A 23,257-nucleotide genomic window follows, 5' to 3' on the forward strand; every position below is an offset into this window, starting at 1 on the left:
AATACAATATTTACAAGACTGTTTATAATTATAACATAATTCTAACGTTATAACATGCAGATTGAATTATCTTTGATTTTAATTGAAAAAACGCTTTTATGAGTACCCAAAAAATAGTTATTTTTTTTATTGCTTTTAGCTTTAGCCTTCATGTATTTAGTCAGCAATCTGCCATTTACACCAATCATCTGGCAACCTATCAAAAAGCTTTGGCCTTGTATGAAAACCAACAGTATGCAGCTGCTCAAACATTATTTTCCGAAATTAAAAAAACAGCAGAAACGGACCTGTTGGAATCCGATTGTGCTTTTTACATAGCCAATTGTGCCGTACGTTTAAATCAGCAAAATGCCGACCAATTAATGGAGGGTTTTGTAAACGATTATCCAACAAGTACCAAACGGAATACGGCCTATGTAGATGTGGCAGACTATTATTTTAACAATGGTAAATTTGCTTATGCCAAAAAGTGGTATGACAAAGTAGATGAAACTTCCTTGGCTAGAAACGAGCGTGAAAAATTCAATTTCAACAATGGTTATGTGGCTTTTACAACTAAAAATTTCAAGGATGCCAAAAAATATCTTTCGCGAGTGGAAGATTCCCAAAAGTATGGCTCCCAAGCTAAGTATTATATAGGGTTTATGGCTTATGAAAGTGATGATTACAACCAAGCCAATCAATATTTCGATCAAGTTAGCGACAACGAAAAATACAAGGAAAAACTATCGTATTATCAAGCCGATTTGAATTTTAAACTGGGAAAATTTGAAGAAGCCATTGCATTGGCCAAAGAACAGTTACCCAATAGCGATAGAAACGAAGTATCCGAGCTTCATAAAATTATAGGAGAAAGCTATTTCAATCTTGAAAAATATGCCGAAGCCATTCCATATTTATCAGAATATAAAGGCAAACAAGGAAAATGGAGCAACATAGATTACTATCAATTGGGCTATGCATATTACAAGCAAGGCAATTACGATAAGGCCATTTCAGAATTCAACAAAATAGTGGATGGTAAAAATGCCGTAGCACAAAATGCTTATTACCATTTGGGTGAAAGCTATGTGCATGTTAACAAAAAACAAGAGGCATTAAATGCCTTTCGAAATGCGTCTCAAATGGATTTCGATTTAAAAATCCAAGAAGATGCCTGGTTAAACTATGCAAAAATAAGCTATGAAATTGGGAACCCATATCAATCTGTTCCACAGGTATTGACCAGCTATCTGGAAACCTATCCCAATTCAGCTTATAAAGAGGACATAGAAACCCTTTTAATAGACTCCTATATTACGTCCAAAAATTATCAGGAAGCTTTAAAACTCTTAAAAGGCAAAAACAGTTTCGAAAACAAGGTAGCTTATCAAAAAGTGGCTTTTTACAGAGGGATGGAACTGTATAACGAAGGTAAATACCAAGAAGCTTTAAGCATGTTTTCCAATTCCTTAAAAGAACCAAGGGATTCAAAATTCACAACCAGAGCGACTTTTTGGAAAGCTGAAACCAATTACAATGTGTCCAATTACGAAGAAGCTTTAATAGGCTTTAAACAATTTTTGCAGCAAAGCCATGCAGCAGAGACCATAGAATACAAAAACATATATTATAATTTGGCCTACACCTATTTTAAGCAAAAAAACTACTCGCAAGCCATTCAAAATTTCAAGCAATTTATAGGTAATAAGCAGGACGACGCCATTAGGTTGAACGATGCTTATTTACGATTAGGAGATGCTTATTTTGTATCAAGTCAGTATGCTCAAGCCATTGATGCTTATGATGAAGCCATAAAAATAAATAAACTAGATGCAGATTATGCGTTTTTTCAACAAGCTATCAGTTATGGTTACGAAGGAAAGGCCTCCAAAAAAATATTGGAACTGGAAACTTTCCTTCAAAAATATCCAAAATCAACCTTACGTGATGATGCCATGTTCGAACTAGGGAATTCTTACGTGAAAGCCAATGAGGATGTTAAAGCTTTAAAGATGTACAACAGGCTTCAAACAGATTATCAAATGAGCACTTTTGTGCCAAGAGCCATGTTGCGACAAGGTTTGATACATTACAATAACAGTGATAACGAACAAGCTTTAAACACTTTTAAAGCCATTGCCAAGGATTATCCAGGAACTGCAGAAGCCAATCAAGCTGTATCCACAGCGCGTTTAATTTATATCGATTTGGGTCGTGTTAACGACTATGCCACTTGGGTAAGAACCTTGGATTATGTGGAAGTAACAGATGCCGATTTGGATCATACGACTTATGAATCTGCCGAGAAAAAATATATAGACAATAAAACAGATGATGCCATTAAGCAATTCAATAGTTATTTAAGTCAGTTTCCCAAAGGCTTACATGCCTTACAGGCACATTTTTACCTAGCCAAACTGTACGATAAAAAAGGGTTGAAGGAGAACGCCATTCCACATTATCAATACGTGGCAGATGCTTCGCCAAGTGAGTTTACCCAAGAATCGCTGTTTAAGGTTTCTCAAATTTATTTGGAAAACAAACAATGGATGGAAGCCATTCCTGTATTGAAACGTTTGGAGCAGGAAGCGAGTTTTCCTCAAAACGTCGTTTTTGCACAATCCAATTTAATGAAAGCCAATTATCAGTTGGAAGCATATTCTGAAGCTGTTGCCTATGCCGAAAAGGTGTTGAGCCAAGGGGTTGTGGATTCAAAAATCAAAAGTGATGCACATGTAATCATTGCACGTTCGGCCATGAAGACCAATAACGAAGAACGAGCTAAGACAGCTTATGCCGAAGTGGAAAAAACAGCTACTGGTGAAGCAGCTGCAGAAGCTTTGTATTATCAGGCATATTTTAAAAATAAGGCAGGAGCGTATGAAGCTTCCAACGAAACGGTTCAACGTTTGGCAAAAGACTATTCCAGTTATAAATATTTTAGTGCGAAAGGTTTGGTGCTTATGGCTAAGAACTTTTATCAGCTGGACGATGCCTTTCAAGCAACCTATATCTTGGAGAGTGTGATGGAAAACTTTAAGGAATTCCCAGAAGTTGTAAGCCAAGCCCAGGACACATTAAGTAACATAAAAACCGAACAAGCAAAAACAAACTCGTCCATTGTACCAGATGAGGATTAACTGTGTTTGCAGTTTTCCCATCTTCGCTAAAGCTTTAGGAGGACAGGCAGTCTCAATTTTCAGTAGATCAAAAAACCTGCCCAAACCTTAAAGGCACGTTTGGACGGATCGTTAATAATCAATCGTTAATCAAAATATTACCTATGCGAAAGCACATTCATAAAATCAGTATCATTTTAATCACCTTGAGTGTTTCCCTTTCTTGGGCTCAGGAAAGAGGCAACGATACCATTAAAACCGATGTCATTCAAGTTGTAAAACCATATACACCTACAATTTCAGATGCGTTTAAAGTAAAAGAAACGCCGCAATTGGATGATGATGAAACCACTACAAAAAAAGAGATTCAATATCATATTTTTTCATTTCCTGTAGCTTCAACCTTTACGCCTGCCAAAGGTAAAGCAGCCGTTTTGGATAAGGAAAAGCCAGCCAAACTGTATGATAATTATGCCTCCTTGGCACTTGGTAGTTATTCGTCCATTTTAGGGGAAGTGTATCTCAACCATGAATTAAGTAAAACCGACCAAATAGGAGGTTATTTTACGCATCATTCAACACAAGGAGGTATCGATGATGTTTTGTTGGATGATTACTTTTACGTTAGCCATTTACAGATTGATTTTTCTAGAAAAGAAAGAGATTTAAGTTGGAATGTAGAAGGAGGTTTTAAACATCAGGTTTTTAATTGGTACGGTTTGCCACAACCTTATTATAACGAGTCGTCCCCTGAAGCCCAATTAGGTGTGAGTCATACATTTTATGGTGGACATCTTGGAGGGGATATTTCTTTTGAGGACACTTACTTTAAAACAGCTCAAGTGATGTTTAGGCATTTTGGGGATTCGTATGGTTCTTCAGAAAACAGGTTTTCGGCAGCTATGTCGGCAGATATTCCCATTGCAGATATAGCGATTTCTACCAAAGTGATGTTTGATTTCCTTGGAGGCTCTTTCGATAGATATTATGAAGTGGATGCTGAAAATACATACGGAAACTTCAATATAGGTTTGGCACCAAGCTATCGCTACACACAAGACGATTTAACGCTGGATTTAGGGGTTTCTTTATACTATTTAAACGATACCGAAGCCAGTGAGAGCAAATTTTATATTTATCCAAATATTGCCGCTTCCTACAGAATAGTGGATGAGGTTTTAATAGCTTATGGAGGGATTAAAGGAGGTTTGATACAGAATACCTATGAGAATTTTGCCGAAGAAAACAAATTTGTGTCCCCAACCTTATTGATTGCGCCTACAGATCAGCAATACCATGGTTATGTGGGATTGAAAGGGAAAGTTTCCAATAGTGTAAGCTATGATATTCAAGGAGCTTATTATGCTGAAAGCAACAAAGCCTTATATAGACATAACGAGATAGATTTTGTAAATCCAGACGAGACGTATCAATTTGGGAATTCGTTTTCTGTGGTTTACGACGATGTGTTTACCTTTAATATTGGAGGGGAATTAAGTGTGGATGTCAATAGAAATTTTAAATTGGGAGTGAAAGCCGATTTTTTTGCATACAGTACAGATAATGAAAGTGAAGCTTGGAACTTGCCTAGTGTCACAGGTTCCTTATTTATGGATTACCAAATAGATACACATTGGTTTGCTGGAGCTAGTTTGTTTTATGTTGGAGAACGCAAAGATCAGGTGTATGTTACAACCACTCCAGTAGTTTCCTTTGGCGCCACGACCTTGGATGCTTATTTTGATGCCAATGCGCATGTAGGATATCATATTAACGACAAACTTTCTGTATTTGCCAAAGCGAACAACATAGCCAATCAAAACTACCAACGTTGGTTGAATTATCCAGTGCAAAGCATACAGATTCTAGCTGGAGCTACTTATAAGTTTGATTTTTAAAAAGGAATGTCATTGCGAGAAGTGAAACGACGTGACAACCTTATTAATTAAACCTAAATTATCAAAAAAAGCGTTCTATTAAAACACTTAAAAACACCCCTAAAGTCCCCTCAAGGGGACAACCTAGGAGGTTGCCATTGTTTTTAGATAGTTAAAATAGAATAACTCTATGAAACAACTAATCCATTAACTCCTTGATTTTATCTTCTATGGCAAGTAAAACATTCAATAAATCTTTCTTTACTTCTTCATTGGTAAATCTAATGAAAGTAACACCATAAGCCTCAATCTCACCTTGTCTTTTAGCGTCTTCCAAGAAAGAATGATCATGTATGGAGCCATCAATTTCTATAGCCAAGCCAAGCTCATGGCAATAAAAATCAACAATATAATTTACCATAGGAACTTGCCTATGAAACTGAACACCTAAAGCTCTTTTTTTAATGCTTTGCCAAAGAATCACTTCGGCGAGGGTGCTGTTTTTTCTAAGCTCTCTAGCTAGGAATTTTAGATCAGATCTATATGGAATTATTTTGTTTGCCATTATTTAAAGCTACTAAAAAAATCTGAATGTTGTCCCCTTGAGGGGACTTTAGGGGTGTCAATTATTTTTTTTCAACAAAAACATCAAATTTTATTACATCTATTATTATTATTATTATTGCGAAAACTAAATCCCAAATTCATGAAACAAATCTACTTAGTATGTGCGTTTTTATGCACAACCTTTATTTCTTTTGCGCAAGTACCATCAAACGACGAGATTCAAAATGCAGTAAATATCACCAGTTTACCTTTTACAGATTATAATGTTCAAACACAAAATGCTACTACTGCTTCTGGTGGAGGTATGAATGGATGTAATCTTGGTACCACATATTCTAGAGTGTATTATAAATATCAATCACCAATTAATCAAACGATTAGAGTTAAATTAACTGAAGAATCTAATAATTCTATAATAATGGTTTATGATTCAAATTTTAATACGAATGTGACTTCAGATAGTCAATTATATCAAGTTTCTAGCTGTGAGTTTAATTCAGATTTAACCATCAGTATTCAATCTGTTCAAACTTATTATATAGTTATAAGTAATCCAGATAATGAAACAAATGTATTAATATCATCAATAGATGACACAAATATTGTAAACATTCCCGACCCTAATTTCAAAAATGCCTTATTAAACCAAACATACCCGGTTATAAACACCAATGGCGATAACGAAATACAGGTAAGCGAAGCTTTTTTTGCAAATGAAATCTATGTGTCTTATCAGGATATTTCCGATTTAACAGGTGTTGAAGCATTTACGAATTTAGAACAATTATATTGTGATGATAATAATTTAACAAGTTTAAATGTTACTCAAAACGCTAATTTGATAGGGTTAATTGCTAGTAATAATGAAAGCTTAGGTAATATAGACCTCTCTCAAAATATAAATTTATTAGCTCTCTGGTTGGATAGTTGTGGCCTTACAAACGGTTTAGATTTATCTCAAAATGTCAATTTAGAGGGTTTGAATATTAGAAATAACAATATTAGCAATATTGATTTATCGCAAAATATAAATTTGAAAAGCTTAGATTTAAGTGGTACTCAATATTCAAATATTGATATTTCCATATTTCCATATTTAGAGCGTTTGAGAATTCAATATGCTGATTTTTCAAGTATAGATTTAACTCAAAATAGCAACCTAATTGAATTTATTGCTTTTGGTAATAACTTTAGCCAAATAAATGTTACTCAAAATTTGAATTTAGAAACGTTATATTTATCAGGAAATCAAATCACATCATTAGATCTTTCAAATAATATAAACCTGGAACAACTATGGGTTAGTGAAAATAGTTTGAATAGTTTAGATCTGTCACAAAATTCACAACTTGAGTATCTTATATGTCATTCAAACCAAATTACAAGTCTAGACTTGACTTCTAATCCATACTTATATAGACTATGGGCATCAAATAATTTATTTACTACTTTAGACTTATCACAAAACACAGAATTAATAGAATTAAAAGTAGAAAATACATTGTTACAAGTTTTAGATTTAACTAATAATGCCATTATATATTTGTTAAATATTGAAAATAATAATTTTTTAGAAACTGTCAATTTCAAAAATGGGAATAATTCTATCTTTGATACTAATCTTACATATACAACAAATTCAGGTCAAGTGTTTAATCTTTCTAATCCAATTTTTAGAACAACAAATAGCCCAAACCTACAAACCATTTGTGTAGATGATGTGGCGTATGCCACCACCAAATTTACCAATATAGACCCAAATACGGTTTTTGTAGATGACTGTAGTATTAATAGCATTAACTACAACAGCATACAAGGAACCTTGGCTTTCGATGATGAAAACAATGGTTGCGACACCTACGATTTTGTGGTTGCCAACCAATTAATTCAAGCCACTGATGGCGTTAATAATATGGCGACCTTTACCAATAGCACAGGAGATTATACGCTGTATTTAAATGAGAACACTTACAGTGCTGAAGTATTGGGCTTGCCATCTAATTTTAGTGCGACACCAAATCCTTATAACACCACCTTTACTGGTTTTGGGAACTCAGAAAATGCAGATTTTTGTATCACATCTTCCCAAACAATGAATGATGTAAATGTTGTTTTACTGCCGATAACTCAAGCACGTCCAGGTTTTGATTCTAGTTATCAATTGGTTTTTGAAAACACAGGAACCACTTTATTAAGTGGCGATGTCACGCTTCAATTTGATGATGCGTCGCAAACTTTTGTAAGTTCAAGTCCAACGGAGAGTACTTCAACTTCTAACAGCCTAACGTTCAATTATACTAATTTACAGCCGTTTGAGATTCGTACTATAGATATTGTTATGAATACCTTTCCACCGACAACTGTTAATGATGGAGATTTTTTAAATTTCACAGCGACTATCAATCCTATTTCTGGGGATAACAATGTAGATGATAATACCTTTGTTTTAGAACAAACAGTTGTTAATTCTTACGATCCAAACGACAAACAAGTTTTACAAGGAACCGAAATTACCTTAGCTCAAGCAAGTGAATATTTACATTACATGATTCGTTTTCAAAATACAGGTTCTGCAAGTGCTATTAACGTAGTTATTACAGATGTTTTAAGCAATAAGTTAGATTGGACTAGCATTAGACCCATATCTTCAAGTCATGAGTTTACAACTAGAATAATAAATGGCGATTTTGTAGAGTTTACTTTCGAGAATATTAATCTACCAGCCCAAGTAAATGACGACGCTGGAAGTAATGGTTTTGTAGCTTTTAAAATTAAACCGAAAGCAGATGTTGTTGTGGGAGATTTTATTTTAGGGAAAGCGAATATATACTTCGATTATAATGCGCCTATAATAACCAATACCGTATCTACTGAAATTGTAACTCAATTGTCTGTTGAAGAAAATAAAACTGAGGCTTCAATTAAAATTTACCCAAACCCAGTAAACGATTATTTAAACGTAAAAAGTAAAAAACCTATAAAACAAATTGCAATTTATGATCTTCAAGGCAGACAAATTAAAACAATGGCCTTAACTGGAAATTTAATTACAACAAAAGTAGATTTGAGCAATTTGTCTAAAGGTGTTTATTTTGTTTCTATTAAAACCGAAACTGGCATACAAATCTCAAAAATCATAAAAGAATAAAATCTGTCATTCCGAGAGAAATCGAGGAATCTCATCAAAGAAATCTAAAACATTAACAAAAGCGTTCAATTTTGAACGCTTTTGTTATTTTTACACATCGTTATAAAAAAGAACAGTGAATTAATATATACAACATGAAAAAACTACTTTCTCTTTTCGCTTTAATCCTCATTTTTTCTTGCCAAAAAGAAAAACAACAGGTAGACACCCTTGTTATCAATGCCAATGTATATACTGTAAATTCAAACTTTGATAAAGCGGAAGCTTTCGCCATTAAAGACGGGAAGTTTTTTCAAGTAGGGACTTCCAAAGACCTACAAAATACGTTTGAAGCAGATACCATTATTGATGCCAAAGGACGAGCTGTATTCCCTGGATTTATTGATGCGCATTGTCATTTTTATGGATTAGGGATGAACTTGCAAAAAGTGGATCTAAGAGGAACAACCAGTTTCGATGAGGTCATGAAACGTGTGTTGGACTATCAAAATGAAAGGCAAACGGATTTTATTATTGGTCGTGGTTGGGATCAAAACGATTGGGAAGACAAAAAGTTTCCGAATAAAAAATTATTGGACGCCTTATTTCCTGATACTCCAGTGGCTTTAACCAGAATTGATGGTCATGCCATGTTGTGTAATCAAGCCGCTTTGGATTTGGCTAACATTACAAAAGAAACTAAAATGGATGGTGGCGAAATAATAATTGAAGATGGTGAATTAACAGGTGTTTTAATAGATAATCCCATGGAGCTTGTGGAAGCTATTTTTCCCAAACCAAATAGGGAATTACAGATAAATGCCTTATTGGATGCCCAAAACATATGTACCAATCTTGGATTGACAACAGTTTCAGATGCTGGATTACACAGAGAGGTTATAGAGTTAATGGATAGTTTGCAGCAAACAGGCGATTTGCATATGCGTGTGTATGCGATGGTGTCCAATACCAAAGACAATTTGGATTACTACTTGACTAAAGGTAAAATTAAAACGGATCAATTAAATGTACAATCCGTAAAAGTCTATGCGGATGGTGCTTTGGGCTCTAGAGGTGCTGCTTTAAAAGCTCCTTATTCCGACAAGGAACATCATTTTGGAGCCATGGTTATAGGTCTTGAAGATTTTAAAGCCCTGGCCAGTAGGATTGAAGCTGCCAACTATCAAATGAATACCCACGCCATTGGCGATTCGGCAAACCGTTTTGTGTTAAAGACGTATGAAAAAACCTTGCAAGGGGAAACCGATAGACGTTGGCGTGTAGAGCATGCCCAAATAATAACAGACAACGATTTTGAGTTGTTTAAAAATGAAAATATCATCCCTTCCATACAGCCAACACATGCTACAAGCGATATGTATTGGGCAGAAGATAGGTTGGGAGCTGAGCGAATAAAAGGAGCTTATGCTTATAAAACCTTATTAAATGCCAGTGGAAAAGTAGCATTGGGGACCGATTTTCCTGTGGAGCAGGTAAGTCCGTTTTTAACCTTTTATGCAGCTGTTTCCAGACAAGATGTTAAAGGGTATCCAGAAGGTGGTTTTAATTTGCAAGATGGTTTAAGCAGGGAAGAAACCTTAAAAGGGATGACCATTTGGGCTGCGTATGCCAATTTTGAAGAAGATGAAAAAGGAAGTATAGAAGTCGAGAAATTTGCCGATTTTATTATTTTGGATCAAGATATTATGACAACTGATGTGAAGAATATCCCAAACATAAAAGTAGAGCAAACTTATATTGGTGGCGTGAAGCAATAGGTTTGTTGTTTGTAAGTAATTAGTAAGTTTTTTTGTTTAGGTAAGCCTAGCCAAATAATCAAAATGTTTACCATCCATCACTTTTTCACAAGACAATCCTACACTTTCACAAGCAAACTTTAAGCTTTCAAAATCAAGATACAACCATTTCATAGGTGCTTCGTCTTCATTTTTATAGCTTAAATAGTAATCCAATTCGCCATAATAATTGGCGTTGGTGTCTATCCACAAACCTCCATCGTCATCTTCGTACATGTATTTGATGTCTGAAGAATCTATCAGGATTTGACCTTTCGGATTCAATAAAGACTTTAAATGTTTTAAGTACTTGGTAACTTGCGATAGTTCTTGGAAAATACCAGTACCATTCATTAATAATAAAATGGTATCGAAAGTTTCAGTTTCATCTAAAACATCTTTTAATTCGGCATTTAAAACACCACGTTTTTTGGCTACTTCAATGGCACCTTTTGAAATATCCAAAGCTTTTACCCTCAAGCCTTTTTCCTGTAAATACAAGCTATGACTTCCAGAACCACAACCAACATCCAACACGTTTCCTTTGGAAAGCTGAAGCGCTTTTTGTTCCAGTTTGGGCATGTCTTTAAAATTTCTAAACAGATAGGGAAGAGGGAGTTCATCCTCATCAGAAATGTTGGTGGATGTTATTAAATCCTCTGTGTAATTACCGTTTTGGTAATCTATTAAGGCTTTTCCGAAGAGGTCTTTCAAATTCAAAGTTTAAGATTTAAAGTTTCAAGTTAAGATGATTTTTATAGTTTTGTAAGGATTTGAACCTCAAACATTGAATTTTGAACTTAGAACCCAACTTAGAAAGTCTTCCAAAACTCGCCAAAGATAAGCATAAGGAAAATAAAACCTTCTTTACCAAGCTTAAAAAGAAGCCACCAAAACAGTTGGATTACTTGATGCAGGAATTACATGACGAAGCATTTAAACGAACAGACTGTTTAGATTGTGCCAATTGCTGTAAAACCACTGGACCTTTGTTTACAGATAAAGATATTGTACGTATAGCGAAGCATTTTAAAATGAAGCAACAGCATTTTATTGATACGTATTTGCGAGTGGACGAGGATAACGATTATGTGCTGCAATCTGTACCTTGTCCTTTTCTGGGAGCTGATAATTACTGTTCAATTTATGATGTAAGACCTAAAGCTTGTAGCGGGTTTCCTCATACAGACCGTAAAAAATTTCACCAAATATCTAATCTAACCTTAAAAAATGTAGCCATTTGTCCTGCTGCCTTTAATATTGTGGAAGAAATGAAACGTCGTATAAAACTATGATTTTTGGTAACTGACAGATTTTAGTATCTTTAAATCTTGAAAGTTATAACCCAAATCTTTTTTTAAATGAAACGCTATTTTTTAATTGTTTTTATTGTCTTTATTTCCGGTTTTCAATTTGTAAAAGCAGAAAATTGGTTAACATCTTTCGATGAAGCCAAAAAACTGGCTGTCGCCACCAATAAGCTTTTGTTGGTAGATTTTTGGGCCTCTTGGTGTGGTCCATGCAAACGTATGGATAGAGAGTCTTGGAGTAAAGAGGACGTAAAATTGTTAATGGCAAACTATGTGCCTGTAAAAATTGATATTGACAGTCAAAAATCTCTAGCACACAAATATGGTGTTAGAGGTATTCCATATATTTTTATTATGGATGGCAATGGCAAGGTAATTTATCAGCAAATGAGTTATAAACGTAAGGATCAAGTTATGGACTTGTTGCACAAGTATGCGCTTAATACCAAGTTTTTAAGTCAGGATTTAATAAACTATTTTAAGAATAAAAATTTTGCAACTACTTTTAGGTTGGCTGTTAAATATCAAGACTATTGCTTATATTTAACTAAAGATCTTAAACGGGATTTTACCCATGTTTCTGAAACATATTTTGATGAAGCTTTGGATATGTTGAAGACCAGTGACTTGAAAAGCAAAGAGGCTTTTGAGCAAAAAATAAGTTTGTATGAAATTCAGGAGCAGTTAATACTTGAAAACCCTGTAAAAGCCTTGAAAATGCTTGCAAAAATAAATGACAAAGAACTTGATAGCATGAACCAAAACATGTATGGATTTTTGCATTACACAGTTTATAAATTGTTGAACGATGATACTAATGCCAGTTTGTGGCAAGATAAATTAACTAAATCAGACATGGAAAAAGCCAGCTTGTTTTTACAGGCTTCCTAATTAATACTGAATATTTTGGAAACTATATTTAATTATTTCGAAACCATTCCTACACTTCACAGAAGTTTGCTGCTTGCTGGAGGTATTGCTTTATTTTGGCTGTTGGAAGGTGCTTTTCCCTTAGTGAGGTTTTCTTATAAAAAGTGGAAACATGCATGGCCAAATTTCTTTTTTACGGCTACAACCATAGTGGTGAATTTTGGCTTGGCCTTTTTGTTGTTGCTCTCTGCCGATTGGGTTAAAACCAATCATTTTGGAATTATTAATTGGTTGCCAAGCATGCCACTTTGGTTATACATGATTTTAGGCGTCTTGCTGCTTGATTTTTTTGGAGCCTATTTGGCCCATTTTGTAGAACATAAAGTAAAACCTCTATGGATGATACATTTGGTACATCATACAGACCACCATGTGGATACTACCACAGGAAATAGGCACCATCCCTTGGAAAGCGTCATTCGTTTTATTTTTACTTTAATGGGTGTTTTTATCGTGGGAACACCTATAGCCATTGTATTTATGTACCAATCCTTATCTGTGGTTTTTACACAGTTAACACATGCCAACATCAAGCTTCCTAAAAAACTGGATAAAGCCATTAGTTATATTTTTGTTTCTCCAGATATGCATAAAGTCCACCATCATTATGTGTTACCTTACACAGATTCCAATTATGGAAATATTTTTTCTATTTGGGATAGGCTTTTTGGAACTTACATGGAGTTGGATCGGGAGAAATTGGTATATGGTGTGGATGTCTTTCCTGATGAAGTGAAAAACGGACAAATAAGCGAGCTTTTAAAACAACCGTTTCAAAATTATCAAAAACCTACCATTATTCCTGGAAAGGATGTGGTTTAATGCTTTCATAATCAAAGGTTTTTAACAGGTTGTCAACAATTTTTTGTAGTTCTTCTGATTTTTTTGCAGTTCATGGATTATTTGTTGTTTGGTTTGGAAATTAATTTAGTTTTAGCCTGAGGATTAATTGGTTGCTGTTGAGTTCAAGGATTGTAGAACTTAATAGTATTTTTTTTTTGAAAACATTTTTACTGACATTAGGTCTAGGTATTTTATCAGGTTCCATACATTCTCAATCGGTTTTTGCCAAAATTGAGAAAAACAGAAACTCTAATGCCAGCAGTTTGTTTCATGAACTCAATGCAACCAAAGATACCTTATTGTTAAAAAGCATTACAGAGATTTCGCATGTATATTCCATAAATTCCAAATACAAAAGGGAATTGGATGTGTATTTAAGCGAAACTGATTTAAAGATTCCCCTTACCAATTTATCACAAGGAAAACATGTGGTTGTGGTTGATCAAACTCCAAAAAAAATCATTTTTGTAATTCATGTTTTTGGTGCATATCCTGTTGCATCCATAGATAATTAGAGATATTTCTGTCCAAATTATTTCTTTTTAAACGGAATAGCCATTCGTTTAAATACCTAAAAGTTAGACGTTTAGTTTTGATGGGTACAGTTTGTCCAATTTAGTTTGGGACTTATCGAATAAGTTATTCTAATCTCAATTCCATGTCCACATTGTCGTATTTTTGATTTGTTCAACAAAGGATTGATTATAGCAAAAAATGAATTTGTTAAACAAAATTTCAGACATATGAAGACCCTAAATTTCAAAATGTTTCTGTTTTTGGTTGTGGCCTATTTTAATTCATCTTACAGTCAAGATATCGTGTATTCCGCAATTTTCAAGAACGTAAATAAAACGGCCGAAAGTTTAACCCATTATTTAAATACTTCTGGAGATACCCTTTATTTAAAAAGCACATTCGATCTTAATAGAATTGAAGTAATTGGTGATGTTGGATTAAGGGAATATGCCATTAACGATGTTACCAAAGACATCAGGATCCCTTTAAACGATTTACCTCTGGGCGATTATACATTTGCTGTGGTGCATACTGAAGGAAGGGACGACACCTACATTTATAGAAAAACCATTGTTTTTAAAATTTCCAGGCTGTTGCCAATAGACTCAGGTTTGCATAGAGGCTTGAATACGCTTGACTCTAACAACAACTTGGCAGTAAGCAACATTCCTATCTTGGATTTAAGTGAAAATAAAATCATCAAACACTTTCCAAAACCTGTTGGTTTGGCTCAGAATGCAGATTCCAAAGCCTTGCAGCTTGACTCTAAAAGTTTAACGGTTTTATCGTTTGATGGTACTGATGCCATGTCTTCCATGGAAACCAAGGAGCTTTTAGATGCCAAACATTTAAGGACCAAAAAAATTGACAATATTTTAGAACGTTCTAAACCCACTTATTCCAAAGCCTACAATTTAACAGATATCCGTTATGGAAACCATAACATTCAATCCAGGGCAGATTACAGAAGAAATAATTTAAGGCCCAATGGCAGACCTTACGATTAATTATAAATCAAATATTTTGCCCTTAGTTTTTTAAAGGCTTCCAGGTCTTTTTGCCAAATGGCTTTAATGTCTGCTTCACTTAGGCCAGCTTCAATTTGTTTTTGTAGTTTATCTGTTCCGGCATGTTTGGTGAAATTTTCAGTATTGAATACCTTGGACTTGTCTGTAGCATGATTATAGGCTTTAATAAGCCATTTCAGTGAAACTTCAGCGTATAAGGAATCGTTTTTTAAGTCTTCGCCATAACAAAGTACATCTTTGTGTTTTGGATTTTTGGCACCAAAACTCTCTTTTGGTGTGTACGTGAATAAGAACACATTTTTATCTAAAAAAGGCGCTCCATACCTTTGAAACTGAAATTCCGTTCCTCGTCCAGCATTGATGTTGGTCCCTTCAAAAAGTCCCAGACTTGGATATAGTTTAATGGCTTGATCGTTAGGAAGGTTTGGTGAAGGTCTAATAGGCACCTGGTAAAATTTATTGTGGGTGTAATTTTTAGCAGGAATAACGGTAATGTTGCATTGTGCTTGGTTTTCCAGCCATTTTTCTCCATTGAGCATTTGGGCAAATTCACCTATGGTCAGTCCGTGAACCAAGGGAATGGGATGCATGCCAAGAAAACTTTTGTTTTCGGGTTCCAAGGTTGGGCCATCTACATAATGTCCGTTCGGGTTTGGTCTGTCCAATATCAGTAAGGGAATATTGGCTTCTGCACAAGATTCCATCATATAATGCAACGTAGAGATATATGTGTAAAAACGAACACCAACATCTTGGATATCGAAAATCATGATATCAATATCCTTTAAAGACTCCTTAGAGGCTTTTTTGTTCTTTCCATACAGCGAAACTATAGGTAAGCCTGTTTTAGTGTCTTTGCCACTTTCCACAAATTCCCCAGCATCTACATTTCCCCTAAAGCCATGTTCAGGAGAAAATACCTTCCTTAGGTCCATTTGTAGTGCCAGCAAGGAATCTACCAAATGTGTATAGGTGGTTTGTGCTTCATTTTTAAAAATAACACTTGTTAAATTGGCAACAACTCCAATGCGTTTTCCCTGTAAAAGTGGCATGTATTTTTCAGTTTGGTTGGCTCCAACAATTATTTGATTGTCATTGCTATTAACTTGCGACGAAGCAAACCCTTGGTCGATTTTAGTAGGTGACTTTTCGTTTTTAGCACTAGAAAAGTTTCCACAAGAAATGAGTATAAAAACAAATAATAAAACTGTATTTTTGAGGAGAATAAATTTTAATTGCATCATTTGAAATTTGAATATTTTATAGCCAAACGCATTATTGACAGTAAAGCGTATAAAAGTAGTGTTTCGGCACCAATAATAAAAATTGGTATTGCTGCCATTGCTATAGGTATTATAGTGATGATGATTGCCATTGCCACTGGAATAGGACTGCAACAAAAGATTCGTGAGAAAGTGGTGGCTTTTAATAGCGACATTATCATTTCCAATTTCGACAGTAATAATTCTCAAGAAAGTGGCAACCCTGTATCCATGGAACAGTATTTTTATCCCGAATTTAAATCGGTTGAAGGAGTGGCACATATTCAGGCTGTGGCAACCAAATTTGGTGTTATAAGAACAGAAACCGACTTTGAGGCTGTTATTTTAAAAGGCGTTGGAGCCGATTTTAATTGGACCTATTTTCAAGATTTTCTAGTGGAAGGACGAGTTCCGGATTATTCGGGAGATAGGAATGAAGAGGTGTTGATTTCCCAATATTTAGCCAACAGATTACAGTTTAAATTGGGAGATTCCTTTACCACTTTATTTAGAAAAGAAGATCCCAACAAACCTCCAAGCATGATAACTTACCATATTGTTGGTATTTATAATTCTGGCTTTAAGGATTTTGATGAAACCTATGTGTTTGGGGATTTGCGCCATTTACAGCGTCTTAATAAATGGGAAGACAACCAAGCAGGACATTTTGAGGTCTTTGTAACAGATTACAGTAAACTAAATGAGATTTACAATGAGGTTTACAACAATACACCTCCATTGTTGAATGTAACAACGGTAGAACAAAAATTTGCTTCCATTTTTGAATGGATACAGATTTTTGTTAAAAATATCTATGGCATTATTGGTGTTATGATTTTGGTTGCTGGTATCAATATGATTACGGCTTTATTGGTTCTGGTTCTGGAACGAACCCAAATGATTGGTATTTTAAAAGCCCTTGGAAGCAGTAATTGGGCCATTAGAAAAATATTTTTGTACAATGCATCTTACTTAATCACTTTAGGGCTTCTTTGGGGAAATGTTATAGGATTGGGTTTATTGTTTGCTCAAAAATACTTCAAACTATTCCCTTTAAATCCTGACGTGTATTATGTAACCGAAGCTCCAGTTTACATTAGTTTAAGCTATATTCTGGCCTTGAATATAGGTACGTTTATCTTGTGTTTGGCCATGTTATTGGTGCCTTCCTATATCATTACCAAAATCTCTCCCGTAAAAGCCATTCGTTTTGAATAAGCAGGATTTTTAGAAACATCCCAAAATAATTCGTGTATTCATGGCAAAAACATAAATTTGCAACTGAAAAAAATTAAAATGGATTACGCAAAGAACATACTGGAAACCATAGGCAACACGCCATTGGTTAAAATGAATGCCTTAACAGAAGAATTACCATGTTTGGTATTGGCAAAATACGAAACCTTTAATCCTGGAAATTCTGTAAAAGACAGAATGGCCTTAACCATGATTGAAGATGCCGAGGCCGATGGACGTTTAAAACCGGGAGGAACCATTATAGAAGGAACTTCTGGGAATACAGGAATGGGTTTGGCTTTAGCGGCTATAGTAAAAGGTTACAAATGCATTTTTGTGATGGCTGATAAACAGAGTAAAGAGAAAATAGATATGTTGAAAGCCGTAGGAGCAGAAGTTATTGTTTGCCCTACAGATGTAGAACCTACAGACCCACGTTCGTATTATTCCGTTTCCAAACGTCTTGGAGAAGAAACACCAAATTCATGGTATGTAAACCAATACGATAATTTAAGCAATACCAAAGCGCATTATCAAAGTACAGGTCCAGAAATATGGAAACAAACAGAAGGGAAAATCACGCATTTTGTAGTTGGTGTTGGTACAGGAGGAACCATTTCTGGAGTTGGTAGATATTTAAAAGAGCAAAATCCAGATGTGAAAGTCTGGGGAGTGGATACCTATGGTTCTGTATTTAAAAAATATCATGAAACAGGTATTTTCGATGAAAATGAAATTTACCCTTACGTTACCGAAGGGATAGGAGAAGACATTTTACCTAAAAATGTGGATTTCGATATTATTGATGGGTTTACTAAAGTAACCGATAAGGATGCAGCTGTTTACACTCAATTATTGGCAAAGAAAGAAGGTATGTTTTTAGGGAATTCTGCTGGAGCAGCCATTAAAGGCGTGTTGCAATTAAAAGAACACTTTACAAAAGACGATGTGGTTGTGGTTTTATTCCACGATCATGGCAGCAGATATGTAGGCAAAATGTTTAACGACGATTGGATGAAGAAAATGGGTTATATTGAATAACCTCCTGTCGTTCAGTGGGAATAAAACAACCGAAGAATCTTAATAAATAAAAAACCTGAGCGATAACTCAGGTTTTTTTTATTTCTTATTTAAAATATTACTTATTCAAAGGCGCTCCCACAGGAATGGTACAATCGTGCCCAGGTTGTCCATGAGCCGGATTCATACCAGGAGCAGTCTGAACAGGAGAGGAGCTTCCTGGGTTGATAACAGGTGATGAACTTCCAGGATTTACCACAGGAGATGAATTGTTTTTACTATTTAAAGGTGCTCCAACAGGAATGGCACAATCATGTCCAGGTTGTCCGTGAGCTGGATTCATGCCTGTAGCTGTTTGCGTAGGAGCACTGGAAGCCTTATTGGAATTGGTCTTTAGGGCATTTGTTGTTTGTTCTGCTGGTGTTTCTTGCGTAACGTTCTGCTCAGTATTACTATTTGTTGTTTTGGATTTAGATTGATCGCATCCGGAAAATAAAAGGGCCCCGAAAAATAAAATCCCTAAATAAGTCTTCATAGATTTAAAGTTTTTACACCATTATTGCCAACTTTTGGTTAAATAATGGATGATTGTTAAAAGATGTAAATATATCACATTATTAAATATTTTCCGTAATAATCCATGATTACTATTTAATAATTTGACCTCATTATCGGATCTGTACTTATAATGTGTTAATAGTGTTGGTTAAGCAGTTTTGTTTTTTAAAGTAGCAGATAATATCTCTTAAACAGCAATGTGTAAGCTTCTTAATAAAAACGGCAAGGGCGAACCAAGTGTTATCTATATTTAGGATTTTCAAAATTCCAACGGGTTCCATCATCCCAAGCTTCCCTGGAGTTTCCATAATTGGAATACCCTTTGTTTTCTTTCAGTAATTTTGCCAAATGCAGTAAATTATACGTCATAAACGTAGTGTTCCTGTTGGTAAAGCTGTTGTCTTTGGCATGGCTTTCTTCGTCCATATAGCTTGGACCAGGTCCAGCTTCACCAATCCAACCACAATCGGCTTGAGGAGGAATGGAATACCCAACATGTTGTAAAGCGTATAAAATACCCATGGCACAATGTTTTATGCCATCTTCATTTCCTGTAATGACACAACCACCAACCTTTCCGTAAAACAGGTATTGACCTTTGTCGTTTGTTTTGCCACTCATGGCATATAAACGCTCAATGAGTTTTTGGCAGACAGACGATTTTTCACCTAACCATATAGGAGTTCCAATAATTAAAATATCGGCTTCAAAAATGTCCTTGAATAATTTTGGCCACTCATCTTTTTCAACACCATGTTCTGTCATATCTGGATATACGCCATAAGCAACTTCGTGATCTACAAATCTTAATTGTCTTACTGAAATGCCTTCAGCTTCCATGATTTTTCTGGAAACGTCCATCAAGCCATCGGTATGGCTTTGTCTAGGCGATTTTTTCAAGGTACAATTAACATACATGGCTTTTAAATCTGTAAAATCTGGTTTTTTCATAATTGTAAGTGTTTAATGTTGCTTTATTTGTTTTAAGGCTTCCGTTATTTGAAGTTGAGCCATATCCACAACATGAGTAGGATGGTTTAAAATGGACAGTTCGGTGCAAGCTATCAATATATGAGCCTTGTTACTATATTTAACAATAAGGGCGTTGTAGGCATCCCTATCTGCTAAGGTCTCAGTATTGGAATAGATTTTTTGCCTTAAGGCATCAATAAATTCCTCGTCTTTGTTTGATGGAGATCTGGTCTGGATACCTTTTGAAGAAAAATAGTTGGAAAGATATGTGGAAGTCATGGTGTATTTTGAACCAAAAACAATTGTTTCTTTGATGTCCTTTTTTTTAAGGAAATTGACACCTAAGAGCAATGGGTGGATGATTTTAAGGTTTGTATCCAGCTTATCCATGGCCTCGTGTAATGTGAGGTTAGGAATCAAAAGATGTGATATGGGGAGTTTTTCTAAGTTACTAAGATAGCTTGTGAGCATAGGAAGAAGTTTTTTAAACTGATTGGGCAAATACGGATTAATGGAATTAAAATCAGTGTTGTACAGTATAAAAGGGCAGGTGCTGTAACCCTGTTCTTCTTCATGGTACGCTTTGTTTAGGGCATCGAGATAAAACAAAGTACTTCTATGGCCCAAACCTAAAATCCCTAACATATTGGCATTTTTGGTCATGGTTCTAGGTTTTAATTAAAATATAATCGGCAAAGTAGGATTTGGAATCCAATAGTTTGGTCACGATTCTTAAAGAGCTGTTTTCTAGAATGGAATTTAAGATCTCATCGTTATATTTTCTGGATATTTCGGTGTGAATTTTTTCCCCTTTTTTAAACTGAAAGGTTTTATTTAAAGCACCAATATGTACCTCTTGATCTGTATTGCTTACAATATAACTTCTGGCAATGCCTTCGGTTTCGGTGTATTCAGGTTGGTGGGAAAATTGATCTATGTTAAAATTAGCATCCAGTTCCTTATTGATTCTGTTCAATAAATTAAAGTTGAAAGCTTTGGTAACACCTGCTTTGTCGTTGTAAGCAGGTAAAACAATGTCTTTGGATTTTATTAAATCCACACCTAAAACCACTTTATCGTTGGGGTTTAAAGAGCTGCTTAGCTTGGAAATAAAGCGTTTGGCCTTTTCGTCTTCCATGTTGCCAATGTTAGAGCCTAAAAACAACACTACTTTTGGGTGGTTGGAAGTTTTTAAACCATCCAAAACGTTAAAGTAATCGCCTTGTTTCTTGGTCACTTTCAAATTTGGGATTTCGGTGTTTAGGTTGGTTTCCAATTGCTTTAAAGCATTGTTAGAAATGTCTATTGGTATATAATCGAAGTTGAAGTTTTCGGAAATCAATACCTTTAGCAATTCTTTGGTTTTTGTGCCATCGCCAGCTCCTAACTCTATCAATTCAAAATATACATTGGGATTGATGTCCAATGCTGCTATGATGTTTTTGGTTTGATTTTTAAAAATGTCAAATTCGGCTTTGGTTAAATAATATTCTGGGAGATTCATTATTTTAACAAATAAATCGTCACCTGTTTTATCGTAAAAGTATTTAGATGGCAAAGATTTTAAAGCTTTGCTTAAACCTTCGTTTATGTCGTTTTGAAATTTTGTGTTCATATAAGTTATTTAGCTAATCTGATTCCAGAAAATTGCCATTGTGTGTTGGGTGAAAAAAAGTTTCTGTAGGTAAAGCGACTGTGATTTTTTGCAGTAGCTGATGAAGCGCCTCTTAAAACCATGAGGTTTACCATAAATTTGCCATTGTATTCGCCAACGGCTCCTTTGGCTATTTTAAAATTGGGATAAGGTAAATAGGACGAATTGGTCCATTCCCAAACAGTTCCCCAATCCAGCTCTTTGGAAGCGACTTCCCATTCAAATTCTGTTGGTAACCTGTAGCCTGCCCAAAAGGCATAAGCAGCAGCCTCATAATAAGAAACATGGGTTAATATAGCATCTGGATTTACAGGTTGCAAACCAGATAACGTGTATTGGTGCCAAACACCGTTTACGAGTTTCCAATACAATGGACTTTTAACTTGGTTTTGTTGCAGCCAATACCATGCATCGTCCAACCAATACTTGGCTTGTTGGTATCCTTTGTCGTTTATAAACTCAATAAAATCGCCGTTGGTCACTAATGTTTTAGATATTTTGTATGGTTCTAAAAACACGCGATGTCTTCCCAGCTCATTGTCAAAACAAAACCCATTTCCTACGTGACCAATGTTGTAAATGCCTTCAGGAACTTCTAACCAATCTGATGTCTGTTTTTTCGTGCTTATATAATTTTTTTCTGAATACTTAGGATAAATAGGATTGCAGGAAAAGGTATATTTTAAATCGGTTATCAGTAATTCTTGATGTTGTTGTTCGTGATTGATGCCTAAAATGGTCAGTTTTTTAAGGTCTGCAGAAACTGTACCTTTTAAAAGTTCCATCATGTGTTTGTCAATATATTCACGATAGGCGTAAACCTTTTCTATAGAAGGTCTGGTAATTAGCCCACGGTTTTTACGCTCAATACGTTCTCCAATACTGTTGTAATAACTGTTGAACAAAAAACTATAAGAATCGTCGAACACTTGGTAGTTTTCAACATTGGATTTTAATATCATTTCCTCAAAAAACCAAGTGGTATGTGCCAAATGCCATTTTGGAGGACTGGCAAATTCAGCAGATTGAGGGGTGTAATCCTCTGTCTTTAAGGGTTTGCAAAGTGCTTCGGTTTGATTTCTTGTGACTAGGTAAAATTGTAATAAATCTTGCATATCCCTTAAATATAATAAGCTTTTGCGACATTTAAACTTGGAATAAGATAATTTTAACAATCGCTTAAGGAGTATGTCCTATTTGTTTTAAAGACCTTACTAAAGAGATGGGATTAATTACAGATAAAGGTTATTAAACGTAGAATAATCCCTTCAAAATTAATTAAAAATCTAAGTTTTTTCCCTATTTTTAGAGTATGCAAGAAGATTTTCTACATTATATCTGGCAACATAAGAAAATGTCTGTGGCTCACTTAAAAACCACACAGCATGAGACTTTGGAAATTGTTTCGGTAGGACAGCACAATACAAATTCTGGTCCAGACTTTTTTAATGCACAATTAA

At 35.0% G+C, this 23,257-nt stretch carries 20 protein-coding genes; 12 read left to right on the forward strand and 8 right to left on the reverse strand.

The window, feature by feature from the left end; genetic code table 11:
• The first annotated feature begins 98 nt into the window (after nt 1–98).
• Together AACY93_RS02445 and AACY93_RS02450 are read left to right on the forward strand one after the other, a co-directional pair.
• A complete protein-coding gene (locus AACY93_RS02445) occupies nt 99–3,122 on the forward strand; it encodes a tetratricopeptide repeat protein (RefSeq protein ID WP_286854491.1) in 3,024 nt (1,007 codons plus the stop codon).
• A gap of 143 nt (nt 3,123–3,265) precedes the next feature.
• Nucleotides 3,266–4,999, forward strand: coding sequence for a TonB-dependent receptor (locus tag AACY93_RS02450; protein ID WP_286854490.1), 1,734 nt, complete (start codon nt 3,266–3,268; stop codon nt 4,997–4,999).
• Nucleotides 5,000–5,177: 178 nt separating this feature from the next.
• Here AACY93_RS02450 and AACY93_RS02455 read toward each other — a convergent pair whose 3' ends face one another.
• Nucleotides 5,178–5,543, reverse strand: coding sequence for a DUF559 domain-containing protein (locus AACY93_RS02455; RefSeq protein ID WP_286854489.1), 366 nt, complete (start codon nt 5,541–5,543; stop codon nt 5,178–5,180).
• Between the two features lie 141 nt (nt 5,544–5,684).
• On the opposite strand from AACY93_RS02455, the gene AACY93_RS02460 reads away from it, so the two are divergent.
• Both AACY93_RS02460 and AACY93_RS02465 read left to right on the forward strand, forming a co-directional pair.
• Complete coding sequence (locus AACY93_RS02460) at nt 5,685–8,693, forward strand: T9SS type A sorting domain-containing protein (RefSeq protein WP_286854488.1); 3,009 nt, start codon at nt 5,685–5,687, stop codon at nt 8,691–8,693.
• A 134-nt stretch (nt 8,694–8,827) separates the two neighbouring features.
• Nucleotides 8,828–10,450: an amidohydrolase gene (locus AACY93_RS02465; RefSeq protein ID WP_286854487.1), complete on the forward strand. Its 1,623-nt coding sequence runs from the start codon at nt 8,828–8,830 to the stop codon at nt 10,448–10,450.
• A gap of 36 nt (nt 10,451–10,486) precedes the next feature.
• Here the strand turns inward: AACY93_RS02465 and AACY93_RS02470 are convergent, their stop codons facing one another.
• The gene (locus tag AACY93_RS02470; protein WP_007649571.1) at nt 10,487–11,182 is read right to left on the reverse strand and encodes a class I SAM-dependent methyltransferase; all 696 of its coding nucleotides are present in this window, start codon (nt 11,180–11,182) and stop codon (nt 10,487–10,489) included.
• A gap of 80 nt (nt 11,183–11,262) precedes the next feature.
• Here AACY93_RS02470 and AACY93_RS02475 point away from each other — a divergent pair, with 80 nt between their 5' ends.
• From AACY93_RS02475 to AACY93_RS02495, 5 genes are all read left to right on the forward strand, one after another.
• Nucleotides 11,263–11,763, forward strand: a complete 501-nt coding sequence (locus tag AACY93_RS02475; RefSeq protein WP_286854486.1) for a YkgJ family cysteine cluster protein — start codon at nt 11,263–11,265, stop codon at nt 11,761–11,763.
• 66 nt (nt 11,764–11,829) lie between these two features.
• Complete coding sequence (locus AACY93_RS02480; protein WP_286854485.1) at nt 11,830–12,669, forward strand: thioredoxin family protein; 840 nt, start codon at nt 11,830–11,832, stop codon at nt 12,667–12,669.
• 15 nt (nt 12,670–12,684) lie between these two features.
• The gene (locus tag AACY93_RS02485) at nt 12,685–13,530 is read left to right on the forward strand and encodes a sterol desaturase family protein (RefSeq protein WP_286854484.1); all 846 of its coding nucleotides are present in this window, start codon (nt 12,685–12,687) and stop codon (nt 13,528–13,530) included.
• A gap of 176 nt (nt 13,531–13,706) precedes the next feature.
• Nucleotides 13,707–14,066 (forward strand): hypothetical protein, encoded by a 360-nt coding sequence (locus AACY93_RS02490; RefSeq protein ID WP_286854483.1) that lies wholly within the window; start codon nt 13,707–13,709, stop codon nt 14,064–14,066.
• 228 nt (nt 14,067–14,294) lie between these two features.
• Nucleotides 14,295–15,074: a hypothetical protein gene (locus AACY93_RS02495; RefSeq protein WP_286854482.1), complete on the forward strand. Its 780-nt coding sequence runs from the start codon at nt 14,295–14,297 to the stop codon at nt 15,072–15,074.
• Here the strand turns inward: AACY93_RS02495 and AACY93_RS02500 are convergent.
• Complete coding sequence (locus AACY93_RS02500) at nt 15,071–16,339, reverse strand: DUF1343 domain-containing protein (RefSeq protein ID WP_286854481.1); 1,269 nt, start codon at nt 16,337–16,339, stop codon at nt 15,071–15,073. The two genes, AACY93_RS02495 and AACY93_RS02500, sit on opposite strands and share 4 nt — an antisense overlap.
• On the opposite strand from AACY93_RS02500, the gene AACY93_RS02505 reads away from it, so the two are divergent.
• Together AACY93_RS02505 and AACY93_RS02510 are read left to right on the forward strand one after the other, a co-directional pair.
• Entirely contained in the window at nt 16,340–17,575 is a 1,236-nt protein-coding gene (locus tag AACY93_RS02505) for an FtsX-like permease family protein (protein WP_286854480.1), read from the forward strand.
• Between the two features lie 78 nt (nt 17,576–17,653).
• Complete coding sequence (locus AACY93_RS02510; RefSeq protein WP_286854479.1) at nt 17,654–18,634, forward strand: cysteine synthase family protein; 981 nt, start codon at nt 17,654–17,656, stop codon at nt 18,632–18,634.
• Nucleotides 18,635–18,731: 97 nt separating this feature from the next.
• On the opposite strand, the gene AACY93_RS02515 is transcribed toward AACY93_RS02510, so the two are convergent.
• The 5 genes from AACY93_RS02515 to egtB all read right to left on the reverse strand — a co-directional run bounded on the left by AACY93_RS02515 (nt 18,732) and on the right by egtB (nt 22,912).
• The gene (locus tag AACY93_RS02515; RefSeq protein ID WP_007649543.1) at nt 18,732–19,148 is read right to left on the reverse strand and encodes a hypothetical protein; all 417 of its coding nucleotides are present in this window, start codon (nt 19,146–19,148) and stop codon (nt 18,732–18,734) included.
• Nucleotides 19,149–19,411: 263 nt separating this feature from the next.
• Nucleotides 19,412–20,122 carry an NAD(P)H-dependent oxidoreductase gene (locus AACY93_RS02520; RefSeq protein ID WP_286854478.1) on the reverse strand — a complete coding sequence of 237 codons (711 nt, stop codon included), beginning with the start codon at nt 20,120–20,122 and terminating at the stop codon, nt 19,412–19,414.
• A gap of 12 nt (nt 20,123–20,134) precedes the next feature.
• Nucleotides 20,135–20,806, reverse strand: coding sequence for a hypothetical protein (locus AACY93_RS02525; RefSeq protein ID WP_286854477.1), 672 nt, complete (start codon nt 20,804–20,806; stop codon nt 20,135–20,137).
• Nucleotides 20,807–20,810: 4 nt separating this feature from the next.
• Nucleotides 20,811–21,758: an L-histidine N(alpha)-methyltransferase gene (locus AACY93_RS02530; RefSeq protein WP_286854476.1), complete on the reverse strand. Its 948-nt coding sequence runs from the start codon at nt 21,756–21,758 to the stop codon at nt 20,811–20,813.
• 5 nt (nt 21,759–21,763) lie between these two features.
• On the reverse strand, nt 21,764–22,912 hold the full coding sequence (gene egtB, locus AACY93_RS02535) for an ergothioneine biosynthesis protein EgtB (RefSeq protein WP_339611017.1): 1,149 nt from the start codon (nt 22,910–22,912) through the stop codon (nt 21,764–21,766).
• Nucleotides 22,913–23,109: 197 nt separating this feature from the next.
• On the opposite strand from egtB, the gene AACY93_RS02540 reads away from it, so the two are divergent.
• On the forward strand, nt 23,110–23,257 hold a 148-nt coding region (locus tag AACY93_RS02540; protein WP_339611022.1), incomplete at its 3' end, for a DUF2851 family protein.

Source organism: uncultured Xanthomarina sp., assembly GCF_963971605.1.
Classification (GTDB): Bacteria; Bacteroidota; Bacteroidia; order Flavobacteriales; family Flavobacteriaceae; genus Xanthomarina; species Xanthomarina gelatinilytica.